The organism is Kiloniella majae (assembly GCF_002118315.1).
In the GTDB taxonomy this organism is placed as follows: Bacteria; Pseudomonadota; Alphaproteobacteria; order Kiloniellales; family Kiloniellaceae; genus Kiloniella; species Kiloniella majae.
Genome location: NZ_MTSZ01000004.1, coordinates 270794 through 284693, shown reverse-complemented (window position 1 = coordinate 284693; position 13900 = coordinate 270794). Strand labels below are relative to the sequence as shown.

Annotated in this window: 14 protein-coding genes; 11 read left to right on the top strand and 3 right to left on the bottom strand. The window is 48.4% G+C overall.

Translation table 11 applies throughout. The features are described 5' to 3' along the window. Positions 1–61 precede the first annotated feature (61 nt). Positions 62–388, bottom strand: a complete 327-nt coding sequence (locus BKB51_RS14190; RefSeq protein ID WP_085901749.1) for a hypothetical protein — start codon at positions 386–388, stop codon at positions 62–64. Positions 389–491: 103 nt separating this feature from the next. After that, positions 492–1349, bottom strand: a complete 858-nt coding sequence (gene mutM / locus BKB51_RS14185; protein WP_085901748.1) for a bifunctional DNA-formamidopyrimidine glycosylase/DNA-(apurinic or apyrimidinic site) lyase — start codon at positions 1347–1349, stop codon at positions 492–494. Positions 1350–1472: 123 nt separating this feature from the next. On the opposite strand from mutM, the gene ubiE reads away from it, so the two are divergent. The 7 genes from ubiE to BKB51_RS14150 all read left to right on the top strand — a co-directional run bounded on the left by ubiE (position 1473) and on the right by BKB51_RS14150 (position 7980). Beyond that, on the top strand, positions 1473–2249 hold the full coding sequence (ubiE, locus tag BKB51_RS14180; RefSeq protein WP_085901747.1) for a bifunctional demethylmenaquinone methyltransferase/2-methoxy-6-polyprenyl-1,4-benzoquinol methylase UbiE: 777 nt from the start codon (positions 1473–1475) through the stop codon (positions 2247–2249). Between the two features lie 21 nt (positions 2250–2270). Beyond that, complete coding sequence (ubiB, locus tag BKB51_RS14175) at positions 2271–3839, top strand: 2-polyprenylphenol 6-hydroxylase (protein WP_085901746.1); 1569 nt, start codon at positions 2271–2273, stop codon at positions 3837–3839. A gap of 95 nt (positions 3840–3934) precedes the next feature. Continuing rightward, complete coding sequence (gene coaBC / locus BKB51_RS14170; RefSeq protein WP_085901745.1) at positions 3935–5149, top strand: bifunctional phosphopantothenoylcysteine decarboxylase/phosphopantothenate--cysteine ligase CoaBC; 1215 nt, start codon at positions 3935–3937, stop codon at positions 5147–5149. 36 nt (positions 5150–5185) lie between these two features. Continuing rightward, a complete protein-coding gene (gene dut, locus BKB51_RS14165) occupies positions 5186–5644 on the top strand; it encodes a dUTP diphosphatase (protein WP_085901744.1) in 459 nt (152 codons plus the stop codon). Positions 5645–5665: 21 nt separating this feature from the next. Beyond that, positions 5666–6124 (top strand): RrF2 family transcriptional regulator, encoded by a 459-nt coding sequence (locus BKB51_RS14160; RefSeq protein ID WP_085901743.1) that lies wholly within the window; start codon positions 5666–5668, stop codon positions 6122–6124. 35 nt (positions 6125–6159) lie between these two features. Beyond that, the gene (cysK, locus tag BKB51_RS14155) at positions 6160–7131 is read left to right on the top strand and encodes a cysteine synthase A (RefSeq protein WP_085901742.1); all 972 of its coding nucleotides are present in this window, start codon (positions 6160–6162) and stop codon (positions 7129–7131) included. A gap of 72 nt (positions 7132–7203) precedes the next feature. Next, positions 7204–7980, top strand: a complete 777-nt coding sequence (locus BKB51_RS14150) for a HesA/MoeB/ThiF family protein (protein ID WP_245813283.1) — start codon at positions 7204–7206, stop codon at positions 7978–7980. Between the two features lie 50 nt (positions 7981–8030). On the opposite strand, the gene BKB51_RS14145 is transcribed toward BKB51_RS14150, so the two are convergent. Beyond that, positions 8031–8519, bottom strand: coding sequence for an Lrp/AsnC family transcriptional regulator (locus BKB51_RS14145; protein ID WP_085901741.1), 489 nt, complete (start codon positions 8517–8519; stop codon positions 8031–8033). A gap of 387 nt (positions 8520–8906) precedes the next feature. Here BKB51_RS14145 and BKB51_RS14140 point away from each other — a divergent pair, with 387 nt between their 5' ends. The 4 genes from BKB51_RS14140 to astD are packed head-to-tail and all read left to right on the top strand — an operon-like array spanning position 8907 to position 13898. Next, a complete protein-coding gene (locus BKB51_RS14140; RefSeq protein ID WP_085901740.1) occupies positions 8907–10097 on the top strand; it encodes an aspartate aminotransferase family protein in 1191 nt (396 codons plus the stop codon). A 12-nt stretch (positions 10098–10109) separates the two neighbouring features. Next, positions 10110–11339 (top strand): hydrolase, encoded by a 1230-nt coding sequence (locus BKB51_RS14135; protein WP_085901739.1) that lies wholly within the window; start codon positions 10110–10112, stop codon positions 11337–11339. Between the two features lie 31 nt (positions 11340–11370). After that, on the top strand, positions 11371–12414 hold the full coding sequence (locus BKB51_RS14130) for an arginine N-succinyltransferase (RefSeq protein ID WP_085901738.1): 1044 nt from the start codon (positions 11371–11373) through the stop codon (positions 12412–12414). Beyond that, positions 12411–13898, top strand: coding sequence for a succinylglutamate-semialdehyde dehydrogenase (gene astD / locus BKB51_RS14125; RefSeq protein WP_085901737.1), 1488 nt, complete (start codon positions 12411–12413; stop codon positions 13896–13898). Before BKB51_RS14130 ends, astD begins: the two co-directional genes overlap by 4 nt. Positions 13899–13900: the final 2 nt, after the last annotated feature.

The following is a 13900-nucleotide window of genomic DNA, read 5'->3' as shown; positions in this document are numbered from 1 at the left end:
TACACACTCGGGGTTACACACCCTCCAAGCACACATATTTCGGGCAAAGAGTGCCGTATGTTTATTGCGAGGGCGCGAGAATAATTCGCAGAATCGATCTGCTGTTTTCCACACCTTCCAGAATCTCGATCTTCAAAACTTCACCCTCGCGTACAAACAATCCTTCACCAACGACAGCCCAGCCCAACTGTGGCAATGCGCGACCGTAAAACTCACGTACATCAGATTGTGATAGATGGCCCGAAGCAAAGGCTTCAACAATGCGTCCTTCTGGCTTATCAAAGACAACCCCAAGTTCTTCCATTTCTTCCATACCCGGAACAATTGGCACGCCACCACTGCCTGTAAAAAAGCCCCCTTCTGATGCTAAAGCAGAAGTTGAGCTCATGAGTGCCCCACACAAAAAGAATGCGCTTAGTACCTTAAAAAATAATACCCGGGAAAAAGTCGAAAATATTCGTTTCATTAAATCAACCATCATCATCGCAACCTTAGTGCTGACAGATCGGGCAATAAAAAGTAGAGCGCCCGTTCTGCTGAATACGTTCAATAAGGAGTTGTGTGCCGTCTTTACGACCGTCTTCACCTGTACACCGCCGACAGGGCTCACCTTCGCGCCCGTAAACGGACCAGGAATGCTGAAAATAGCCCAATTCTCCGGATGCCTGAACATAGTCACGCAAACTGGACCCCCCGGCTTCTATCGCTTTATTCAAAACATCCCGGATGGTTACCACCAAAAGATCAGCCTCTACCGTTGTCAGACTTTGCGCCTGCCTTTCCGGAGAAATTCCCGATAGGTGCAGCGCTTCACAGGCATAAATATTCCCGATTCCGGCGACAACCCGTTGATCCAGAATCGTTGCTTTAATATTCGTTTTCTTGTTCTTAATCCGCGCGTAAAAATCCGGTCCGTTAAAAGTATTGCCCAAAGGTTCCGGCCCCAGATCCTTAAAGGCCTTGTGACTGTCCAAGTCGTTGACATGGACAAGATCCATCATACCAAACCGACGTGGATCGCAATATCTGATCTCGTCACCATCGTCTGTTTCAAAAATAATATGATCATGCGCACCCAGTGGAGGCCGCTGATCGCCCTGCAGAATTGTCACGCGACCAGACATGCCAAGGTGAAAAAACAACACCATCTCATCATCAAGATGCGCAAGAACATACTTTGCTCGACGCTTGAGCTGCTCGACTTTGCGCCCCGTCAATCTCTCAGCCATATTTTCTGGCAAGGGAAAGCGGAGATCATTTCGCCTTTGTGTGACTTTTTTGAGAATACTCCCTTCAAGACTAGGGCGTAAGCCACGCATAACAGTCTCGACTTCGGGCAGTTCTGGCATATCCTTGTTTTCCTTTGCGTTCGACAGGCAGCAGTACTATATCATTCAAGCAGAAACACTAAAGCGCTTTACACAAGCCACAGCAATATAACTGCTCCAGAGCTTCGCAGTTGGAACTTTCTAATGGCAAATAGAACAGACAAACAATCTTCGGCAGGCACGACTCACTTCGGGTTCGAAGAGGTTTCCGTAAATGACAAGAAACACCGCGTTCGTGGTGTTTTTGAAAGTGTCGCAAGCAAATACGACATAATGAATGACCTCATGAGCGGGGGCGTTCACCGTTTATGGAAGGCATCCCTGATCGATTGGGTTAATCCACAACCGGGCGAAGCTCATCTGGATGTTGCGGGTGGAACCGGTGACATTGCAATGCGGATTATTGACCGTGTGGGACGTGACAAAGCAGGCCCTGTGACAGTTTGCGATCTGACACCTGATATGATGCTTGTCGGCAGAGATCGCGCCATTGACCATGGCATCCTAAAGGGATTGAGCTGGACCTGTGGTAACGCAGAGAGTCTTCCCTTCCCAAGCCGGAGTATGGATTCCTACACCATTGCCTTTGGCCTGAGGAACGTTACCCATATCGACCGCGCTTTGGCAGAGGCGAAACGCGTTTTGAAGCCTGGCGGGCGTTTCTACTGCCTTGAATTCAGTCAGGTTGTTTTGCCTATTCTGGATCAGATTTACGACCAGTACTCCTTTAAAATTCTGCCGAACATGGGACAACTGGTCGCGAACGATCGCGAATCATATCAGTATCTGGCCGAATCAATTCGTCGTTTCCCACCACAAGATGACTTGATTTCTATGATGCGATCCGCAGGTTTCGAGCAATGCAGCTACAGAAACCACACTGGCGGGGTCGCCGCTATACATTGCGGATGGCGTATCTAATATTTCAATGAAGCACATTTGATGTTCAAAAACATAGCGACTCTTTTACGTCTTTTCCAAATTGCCCGTGTCTTTGCACGCCATGATGCCTTGGCTGTTCTTGAAGAAAGACACCTAGTGCCCGGGAAACTAGCCGCTGTTGCTGTGTGGCTTGCCCGTAAAGCATCCAGAAAAAATAAAAATCTGCGCCCCGGACAAAAGCTCGCTGCTGCGTTAACAGAACTTGGCCCCAGCCACATTAAACTTGGTCAGTTCCTCTCTACCCGCGCAGATATTCTTGGCGATCAATTTACCGAAGACCTTGCCCATCTACAGGATCAATTGCCCGCCTTTGATGGCAAGCGCGCGATTGCTATCATTGAAAAAGAACTACACGGCGAAATCGATGACTTCTTTCTTTCCTTTGATGAAACACCCGTTTCAGCAGCATCCATTGCCCAAGTACACTTTGCAGAAACACTGGATGGTGACCCCGTTGCCGTTAAAGTTTTAAGGCCTGGTGTCGAAGAGGATTTCAAAAAAGATCTGACGCTTTTTTATAGCCTTGCCGGATTACTTGAAAAAACACGCCCGGGATTAAAGCGTTTCAAACTCACCGAAGTCGTTGAAACATTTCACGAGACTGTGCGCCTTGAAATGGATCTGCGTATGGAAGCTGCTGCAGCTTGCGAGCTCAGCGATAATTTTGCCGACGATTACACCTATGACACGCCAGAGATAGATTGGGACAGAACAGCTCGTCGCGTCTTGACAATGAGTAGAATAGAAGGAATTCCATTGGATGATCGCCAGGCTCTTCTTGATGCCGGACACGATCTGGAAGAAGTTCTTACGACAGCTGCCGCCATATTCTTTAATCAGGTATTCCGGGACGGATTTTTCCACGGAGACCAACATCCGGGTAATATGTTTGTCGGCGATGACGGTAGAATCGTTGCTGTCGACTTCGGCATCATGGGTAGAATAGACAAATCCACACGCCATTTCCTTGCCGACATGCTCATTGCCCTCTTGAAACAGGACTATCTGCAACTGGCCAAAGCACACGTTGCTGCTGGCATGATCCCGCCGAATCAAAAGATAGAAACCTTTGCCCAGGCCCTGCGTTCAGTTTGCCAACCGATTATGGGAAAAGATTTAAGCGATTTCTCTTTTGCCAGACTTCTTGGGCAAATGCTTCACCTTGCCGAATCCTTTGACATGACAATTCAGCCCCATCTGCTCTTGCTGCAAAAAAATATGGTCATGGCCGAAGGGGTCAGCAGGGGTCTAGAAGAGAACCTTAACCTTTGGTCTATTTCTCAACCACTCGTCGAAGAGTGGATTATCGAGAACAGAGGACCAGAAGCAATTGTAAAAGAAAGTGTTACGACACTGGCAGACAGCCTTAAAACGCTTCCAAAACTGGTTCATAACCTGGAAGTTGCATCTGGCATTTTCTCTCAACAAGGGTTACGACTACACAACAAAACCATACAGGATTTCCACAACGAAAGTAGCGGGACTGCGAAGTGGGCTTTCATCATTGCGATTGCCAGTTTTACATTCTCCATTGGATTTGCTGTAAATTTTATATTTTTCAATAGTTAACATTTATTAACATCTACTGTTGACAACTGAGTGATTTATCCAAAAAATTAATATGTTAATTTACGCAATTTTACAGTGAAATAGTACGTTTAATAATGATATCTGGCAAAAGCATTCTACTGGTGGTTACTGGTGGCATTGCAGCATACAAGTCTCTGGAGTTAATTCGCCGCCTTAAAGAGCGCGATGTCTCTGTGCGTGCAATCCTTACCAAATCCGGATCAGAGTTTGTGACGCCACTCTCCGTTTCGGCACTGACGGGCGAAAAGACGTTTGTCGACCTCTTTTCGCTCACTGATGAAACCGAAATTGGGCATATCCAACTTTCGCGTCAATCCGATCTAATCGTTGTCGTCCCCGCAAGTGCTGATTTCATGGCCAAGATGGCTCAGGGGCGCGCTGATGATTTAGCGTCCACGGTTCTGCTTGCTACGGATAAAGATACGCTTATTGCCCCGGCAATGAATGTACGCATGTGGGAACACCCTGCGACACAGGAAAATTTACAAACGCTTATAAATCGCGGTGTAAAGGTCATTGGCCCCAACGAAGGTTCCATGGCTTGCGGAGAATTTGGCCCCGGGCGTATGGCGGAACCAGCAGAAATTCTTGGTGCAATCGAAGCTTATTTTTCTGCCCCTTCTGAAAAACCACTCGCCGGGATCAAAACACTTGTCACCGCAGGGCCAACACATGAAGCACTGGACCCTGTCAGGTACATCGCGAATCATTCGTCCGGGAAGCAAGGCTATGCCATCGCGCAAGCCATGGAACAACTGGGAGCTGAGGTCACCTTGGTATCGGGGCCGACCCAACTCTCACCTCCTCAAGGCGTAAAATTTATCTCTATCACCAGCGCCGAAGAGATGTTGGTTGCCTGTCAGAAAGCTCTGCCAGCAGATATCGCCATCTTCGCCGCAGCTGTGGCAGATTGGCGTGTAGCGGAACAAAGCAAACAAAAAATCAAAAAGAAAAACAACGACGAAGCCCCAACGCTTAATTTTGTTCAAAATCCCGATATTCTGGCAACACTGTCACAATCAGGACCAAAGCGTCCGGGCCTTGTCATCGGCTTTGCAGCCGAAACGGAACAGGTCACCGAAAATGCTATCTCAAAACGGGACAGAAAAGGATGTGACTGGATTCTGGCAAACGATGTATCACCTGCAACAGGAACTTTTGGTGGAGATGAAAATACACTGTTTTTGATTGATAAAAACGGCGTAGACCAATGGCATAAAATGACTAAAGACGCTGCGGCAAAGAAACTGTCCAAGCGTATCGCAGACCACTTAACTCTCAACGTTTAATAATTAACAATTAACAAGTATGTCAGGAAGAACTGTATGAACGTAGAAATATCGATCGTTCAACTCTCTCACGGAGAAGGCTTACCTCTTCCCTCCTATGCCACGCCACAATCAGCGGGCATGGATCTTCTTGCTGCCATTGAAAATCCCATTGAATTGGCATCCGGTGATCGTCTGTTGGTTCCCACCGGACTTAAAATAGCTCTGCCCAACGGGTACGAAGCTCAAATCAGACCAAAATCAGGTCTTGCACTAAAACACGGAATAACCCTGGTAAACACACCGGGGACAATCGATGCCGACTATCGCGGAGAAATCGGCGTTATAATAATGAACCTTGGCAAGGAAACCTTCACCATCGAAAGAGGCGCAAAAATAGCTCAGATGGTGATAGCCCCTTGTATTCAGGCTAGCTGGTCCTCAGCCACGTCACTTGATGCCACTTCACGTGGCGAAGGTGGGTTTGGATCAACAGGCGTCTTTGCTCAGGAATAAAAGGGACTGGGAAACAAAAAAATGCTTCGGCTATCAAAAAAGCTACTCTTTGCAATAGAGGCGGTTGTAGATATTGCTTATCACGCAGGCTCGGCACCTGTAAGATCAACTGAAATATCACGTCGGGAAGGCATTCCCAGACGCTATCTTGAACAGGTACTCCAACAACTGGTACACAATGGCGTTCTTGCCGGACAACGTGGCCCACGGGGCGGATATCGTCTGGCAAAAGAAAGGCGTCGCATAACAGTTGGCGAAATTATTCGTGTTGTCAGGGACTTGGAAGGCGCATCAGATCCTGCCCGCGACAATGAAGGATCTGACATTGGTATCAACGTCGTTCGACCTATCTGGGTTGACATGCAAAGGGAAATAATGGAGCGTTTCGACAAAATAACCATTGAACAACTTTGCGACGAAGCAAGAAAACAAAACATTCCCAGCGAGGCCACAGCCGCAATGCCTGATTTCAGCATTTAATCAGGCGGTCTCTTGGGGTCGTATAGCGAGAAACCATGAAGACCAAAAACAACACCTTATCTTCCTCTTTCCGAGGCAAAATATACGATTCTATCCTTGATACGATCGGTGCGACGCCGCTTGTGCGTCTGCAAAAACTTGCCGACGCACATGGATCTGGAGCGGAAATTCTCGGAAAGTGTGAGTTCTTTAATCCCCTGGCATCGATCAAAGATCGTATAGGCTTTGCCATGATTGAAGCGCTAGAAGAATCCGGTGAGTTGGACAAAGATACCGTTATTATCGAGCCAACAAGCGGCAATACAGGTATCGCTCTTGCTTTTGTATGCGCGGCAAAAGGCTACAGACTAATTCTGACAATGCCCAAAACCATGTCTGCCGAGCGGCGTAAAATGCTGCGCTATCTCGGGGCAGAACTGGTCCTGACAGATGGCGCACTGGGAATTAGCGGCGCAGTTTCCCGTGCCGAAGCATTGGTCAAGGAATTGCCCAAAGCAGTTATGCCTCAACAGTTCATGAACAAAGCCAATCCGGCAATCCACAGGATCACAACAGCCGAAGAAATCTGGCATGATACCGCTGGTCAGGTCGATATGGTTGTTTGCGGCGTTGGCACCGGCGGCACCCTGACGGGTGTGGGTGCAGTCCTCAAAGAATTAAACCCTGATGTCAAAATGGTTGCAGTCGAGCCAGAAGACAGCCCTGTTCTTTCTGGTGGACAGCCCGGCCCTCATAAAATTCAAGGTATCGGTGCGGGCTTTATCCCAAGTATTCTCGACACCGGGCTAATTGATGAAATCATACGGATAGGAAATGACACCGCCTTCAGAACAGCCCGTGAAGCGGCTGCTCTCGAAGGATTACCGATCGGGATCTCTTCCGGTGCTGCTCTGGCTGCCACCTTGGAAATTGGCGGCAGACCCGAAATGATCGGCAAAAAGATTGTCACCATTCTGCCTTCCTTTGCCGAGCGGTATCTCAGTACAGATCTTTTTGAAAACGGGTAATGTTCGGACAATCAAGTAAACAAAGGGCACACCCTGAGATAAAAGCACAAATAAAGAAAACGGATCATAAGCGTGAATGAACAATTGGAAGACGAGCTAACCGACGATCAGATTGATCGTTACGCCCGACATCTTGTCCTTCCAGAAGTGGGCGAAGAAGGACAGCTAAAGCTTCTTCGTTCCAAAGTTCTCGTCATTGGTGCCGGGGGATTAGGCTCCCCTCTTCTACTCTATCTTGCCGCTGCAGGCATTGGGACAATCGGTGTTGTCGACGACGACGTTGTTGACCTGTCAAACCTGCAACGTCAAGTCTTACACGACACAAGCCAAATTGATCACGCCAAGGTGCAATCTGCAAAGGACCGCCTGACCGCGATCAACCCGGATATAGATATTCGACCACATCACTTCCGTCTGGATTCAGACAACATTGATGATCTGATTGCTCAGTATGATTTGGTGGCCGATGGATGTGACAACTTTAACACCCGCTATCTGGTTAATGATGCTTGTTATCGGCAAAAGGTTCCGTTGGTCTCTGCTGCAATCATGCGCTTTGATGGCCAATTGACGACCTTCCGGGCATTCGAAGAAGGTGACAACCCCTGTTATCGCTGTCTTTTTGGTAACGAACAGGTGGCGGAAAAAGGCAGTTGCGCTGATGTTGGCGTGCTCGGCGCACTGGCTGGCACAATGGGCAGCCTGCAATCCGTCGAAGTTATCAAGGAATTACTGGGCATTGGCGAGAGCATGAGTAACAGCCTGTTGCTCTACGACTCTTTGGGAACATCATTTCACAAAATGAAGACCAAGCGCGATCCAGCCTGTAGCCTGTGTGGGTCTGTATAAAATCATTCAAGCATAAGTCATCCGACATAAGCCATCTAATATAAGGTCTTCTATAAAAGTTTTTCGATCGGATAGCCGGAAAAGTGTTTGGAAGTATTCAATACCACGTGACTGCTAATATTCATCACACCCGGTGTATCAGTCGCATCCAGTAGATAATCGTTTATTTCATTATAGCGCCCCATATCAGGGGCCACGATCCGTAAGCAAAAGTCAAAAGACCCACTGACCATATAACACTCGACCACTTCGGGAATCTTTTGCACATAGTCCTGAAACGCTTTGAATTGATCCCGGCTATGATCTTTCAAGGTCACAGTCGCGATCACCATGACAGATCGACATACCCGCTCAAGGTCAATCATTCCGAAATAGGGACCGATAAAACCGCGCTCTTCCAGTTTACGTACTCTGTTCAAGCAAGAACTTGGCGATAAATTCACCCGATCAGACAAGTCCTGATTGGTTATACGGGCTTCTTGTTGAAGAATCGAAAGAATATTTTGATCTATTCGATCCAGTTGCTGACTAAACGACATTTACAAGCCTTTTTTTATCAAATCATACATTATAGAACGCAGTTTCATTCTAGAGGCACAAGGGATCATACATTATAAATCCTTATTTTCTCTATACATCAGACTTAAACATTAATCAAAACGCTAACAATCGTTCAAATTATCTATTGCAAAGAACAAAACAAAATATAATTCGGTATTGCTCATTAAAACCGCAGTATCTGCAGTAAAATAGAATGACTTCGATAAGACCTTCGGCAGATTCTGCGATAAGCTTATTTAACTGAGCGAAACAAAGGCGGTAGAAAATCCGTCACCGACAAACTCGCCAAACATTGCGTAATACACAGGTAATATACTGGGATGCCTGATTAGAAATCAGGCTTGGATCCACCAAAGGAGCACATAATGTCTAACGTTCTTCCTGGCCGCGAAGCCATGATGACCACCTACAACCCACCAAACATCGCCTTTGAAAAAGGTGAAGGAACCTGGCTTTACGCAGAAGATGGTAAAAAGTATCTCGACTTTTATAGCGGGATTGCAGTTTGCGCCTTTGGTCATGCGCACCCTCATCTGGTTGCTGCGCTGAAAGATCAGGCAGATAAGTTCTGGCACTGTTCCAACATGTTCCGGGTCACACAATCCGAAACCCTCGCAAAACGCCTGACTGACAACTCTTTTGCATCAAAAGTTTTCTTTAGCAACTCGGGTGCAGAGGCCAACGAATGTGGCCTGAAAATCCTGCGTAAATATCAAGAAGCCAAAGGTCATCCGGAACGTAAGCGTATTATTGGTATGTCCAGCGCCTTCCATGGCCGGACACTTGGTACAATTGCTGCCGCGGGGAATCCTGCGCATACAGCTGGCTTCCTGATGGAAGATGAAGGCTACGATCAGGTTCCTTTTGGTGATCTGCAAGCATTGGAAGCCGCCATCACAAACGAAACGGCTGGCGTCATCTTTGAGCCTGTTCAAGGTGAAGGCGGCATTCGTCCCGGCACGGCAGAATACCTTCAGGGCATTCGCGCGCTTTGTGACAAGCACGACATTCTGATGATGGTTGACGAAGTTCAATGCGGCATGGGTCGTACAGGCAAGCTCTTTGCATATGAATGGTCTGGCATCGAACCTGATGTTATGTCCCTTGCCAAAGGCATTGGCGGTGGCTTTCCACTAGGTGCTTGTCTGGCAAATGACAAAGCAGCAGAAGCGATGGTCTTCGGCACACACGGCAGCACCTATGGCGGTAATCCTCTTGCTGGTGCTGTTGGAAATGCTGTTATGGATCTCTTGATGGAAGATGGTTTCCTTGCTTCCGTCACAGAAAAATCAAACAAAGTTCGTGCCCAGCTTGAAGAGCTTATCGCAAAACATCCAAAAGCGCTGGTTTCCGTTCATGGCCTTGGCCTGATGATCGGCCTCAAGTGCGCGATTCCAAATGGCGATGTACTCCTTGAACTTAGAAGCGAAGGCATGCTCTGCGCAAAATCTGGTGACAATCAGATCCGCTTCCTGCCGCCGCTCAACGTCTCTAATGACGAGCTGGATACTGCGATTGAAATCCTTGATCGTGTTTGCACGAAACTGACAGCCTAAGGGAAACGGTCGATGACTTATACTCCTTTGCTCGAATGGATCGATGCGCAACAGGACAATATGCTTTCGGAAGTTTTGGCGCTGAGTGAAATCAATTCCGGAAGCGCGAATATTCCGGGAATTGAAAAGGTCATCGACCGTCTGTCTGATTTTGCATCATCGTTAGGTGCTGAAGAAGAACGCCTTGAGTTACCATCTCGCACAGATGTCCTTGATAATGGTGAGGTTGTTGAAAGCGAAAGCGGTCCTCTGCTTCGTCTTACAAAATGGCCAAACGCCAATCGACGCATTCTTCTCGTTGGACACAGCGATACCGTTTACCCCAAAGACCACAGTTTCCAGCACTGTACCAAGCTTGATGAAAACACCATTAATGGTCCCGGCGTTGCTGACATGAAAGGTGGTATTGTTGTGATGCTCACGGCCTTACAGGCTCTTGAGCGCAGCCCCTATGCAGGTAACGTCGGCTGGCAGGTTATTATTAATCCCGATGAAGAGATCGGCTCTTTTGCGTCAGCACAACATCTGGATCAAGCCGCCAGAGCCGCCGATGTCGGCATGATCTTTGAACCGGCACTGGCCGATGGCACATTGGCTGGCGCAAGAAAAGGCAGCGGTAACTTTGCCCTGATTGCCCGTGGACGTGCTGCGCATGCCGGACGGGAACATCACCTTGGCAGGAATGCCATCGCAGCCCTCGCCCGTGCGATCTCGCTTCTGGATGGCCTGAACGGTCAAATGGAAGGCGTCACCATTAACGTTGCCAAGCTCACAGGCGGCGGTCCCAACAATGTGGTTCCCGACTTTGCGCTATGTCGCTTTAACATTCGTGTTCCAAGCCCCGAAGGACAGGCCTGGGCAGAAAAGAAACTGCAACAGATCATTGATGAAATCAGTCAGGCCGATGGTATTTCACTTGAACTACATGGTTCTTTCGGGCGGCAACCAAAAGTCATGGACAAGGCCCACCAGCAACTCTTTTCCCTGTTAAAAAGCTGTGGAGATGATCTGGGCCTTTCAACAGAGGCAAAAGCGACAGGCGGATGTTGCGATGGCAATAACCTCGCAGCTGCTGGCCTTGCAAATATAGATACTCTCGGTGTTCGTGGTGGGGCAATTCACAGTACAGATGAATTCCTGCTGATCGACAGTCTGAGTGAACGCGCCAAACTTTCTGCTCTCCTGCTCTTTAAACTGGCAGCAGGCGAAGCAAGTTGGCCCGACCGTACAACCACAGCCTAATTCGGCTGACAAATCCGGGGAAAACGTCCCAATGTTAATTATCAGACCCGCGCGACAAAGTGATCTCGGCGATCTTATGGATTTGTCCCACGCTGTGGGAACAGGCATGACATCCATGCCAGCCAACGAAGGCGCCTGGCTAGAAAAACTTACCCGTTCAGAAGCCAGCTTCAAGACACCCGCAATGGGACCACAAGGTGAAATCTACTTCATGGTTCTAGAGGATACGAAGACCCAGAAAGCAGTTGGCACCACGGCTCTATACGCCGGGGTTGGACTAAAACATCCTTTTTATTCTTACAAGATATCAACACTGGTCAATGCCTCGTCCGAGTTGGAAACAACCCGCAAGATGAAGGTCATGCTATTGGTCAATGATTACACTGGCGCAACCGAGATCGGATCTCTTTATCTCTCCAAAGAATATCGTCAGCCCGGTATCGGTCAGTTCCTTTCCAGATGCCGTTATCTGACTCTGGCGGATTTCCCGGATCGTTTTGGCGATATGGTAATGGCCGAAATGCGCGGCTGGCAGGACAAAGATGGTTCGTCCCCCTTTTGGAATCATCTCGGTGGCAAATTCTTTGGTATTGCTTTTGAGAACGCTGACAAGATCTCTTCCGTCAAGGGCACCCAGATCATTTCAGATTTGATGCCCAAATATCCAATCTACATCGACCTGCTACCGGACGAAGCACAGGAAGTTATCGGCAAGCCGCACGAATCATCCAGTCCCGCTTTGCGTTTGCTGGAAAAAGAAGGCTTCAACTTTAACGGTTATGTCGATGTTTTTGACGGCGGCCCATCTGTCGAGGTGCCAACCAGAAATATTAAAACATTGCAATCAAGCCGCGTTGCCACGGTTAACGGCACAACGGAACAGGCTGCTGCAGAAGATCAATCAAATCTTTATATGATCAGTAATACCAACATTGATGCCTATCGCATGTGTCTTCAGCCAGCAGAGCTAGACGACACACAGTCCATCAAACTTACACAAGAAACGATCGACGCACTCCGCCTTAAAGCTGGTGATGAAGTACGCTACGTAAAATTCCGGGAGAACAAGTCATGAGCCTAGCACAGAAACTTTATATCAATGGCGAATGGCGCGATGGCAAAGGTAGTGTCCTTTCCTCGACCAACCCTGCAAACAACGAAACTATTTGGCAAGCTGCCTCAGCAACAACTGATGATGTAAATGATGCAATTATCGCGGCACGTTCTGCGCTGCGTGGATGGGCGCTTGCCTCATTAGACAGTCGCATTGAAATCATCACAAAATACAGGGATCTCCTCAAAGAGCGTCAGGAAAATATCGCTGTTGCAATCGCAATGGAAACCGGGAAACCACTTTGGGAAACCAAAACCGAAGCCGCCGCAATGATCGGCAAAGTTGCCCTGTCTCTCGACGCTTTTGAAAAACGTACAGGCGATCATGAAAATCAAATGGGTGAAGGCCTGAAAGCAACCCTGCGGCATAAACCGCACGGTGTTGTCGCCGTATTCGGCCCTTACAACTTCCCCGGTCACCTTCCGAACGGGCATATCGTCCCGTCTTTGATTGCGGGTAATACGATCGTTTTCAAACCCAGCGATCTGACGCCGATGGTTGCCGAAGTTATGATGCAGGCATGGCATGACGCCGGACTCCCTGCTGGTGTTCTCAATCTGGTGCAGGGAGCCAAGGAAACAGGTATAGCCCTCGCCGGACATGATGGCATTGACGGCCTCTTTTTCACAGGCAGCTCAGCAACGGGTGAACTGCTACACCGCCAATACGCAGGCAAAACCGGTAAGATTCTGGCTCTGGAAATGGGCGGTAACAACCCGTTGGTTGTTATGGAGGCAAGCGATGATAAAGCTGCAGCTTATCACACCATACAATCAGCCTATGTCACCTCTGGACAGCGTTGCACCTGCTCCCGCAGATTGATCGTTCCAACAGGGGCTGAAGGCGATAAATTTATCGAAACACTGTCATCGCAAATTGATGGTATCAAAGTCGGACAGGATGATCAGGAAAATCCGCCTTTTATGGGGTCTTTGATTTCCAATGCTGCGGCGGACGGTATCCTTGCCGCACAGGAAAATCTTGAGAAAATGGGTGGTAAAGTTATCAAGCGCCTGGAACGTCTTTATGATGGCAAACCATTTTTAACGCCTGGCCTGATAGACGTTACAGCCATCAAAGACCTACCAGACGAAGAATATTTTGGCCCTCTCCTCCAAATCATCCGCGTTGCTGATTTTGACGAAGCCATTGATGTTGCCAACAACACCCGCTTTGGACTTTCAGCTGGCATCCTAACGGACAATAAAGATCTTTGGGAAAAATTCTGGGTCGAAAGCCGTGCCGGTATTGTGAACTGGAACCGTCCTCTTACAGGTGCCAGTGGATCAGCACCTTTTGGCGGCGTTGGTGCCAGTGGTAACCATCGTCCAAGTGCGTTCTATGCCGCTGACTATGCTGCCTATCCTGTTGCTTCTCTTGAGGCCGATACGCTTAACATGCCCGCACAGCTGACACCTGGGATCACCCTACAGGATAAGGGATAAGC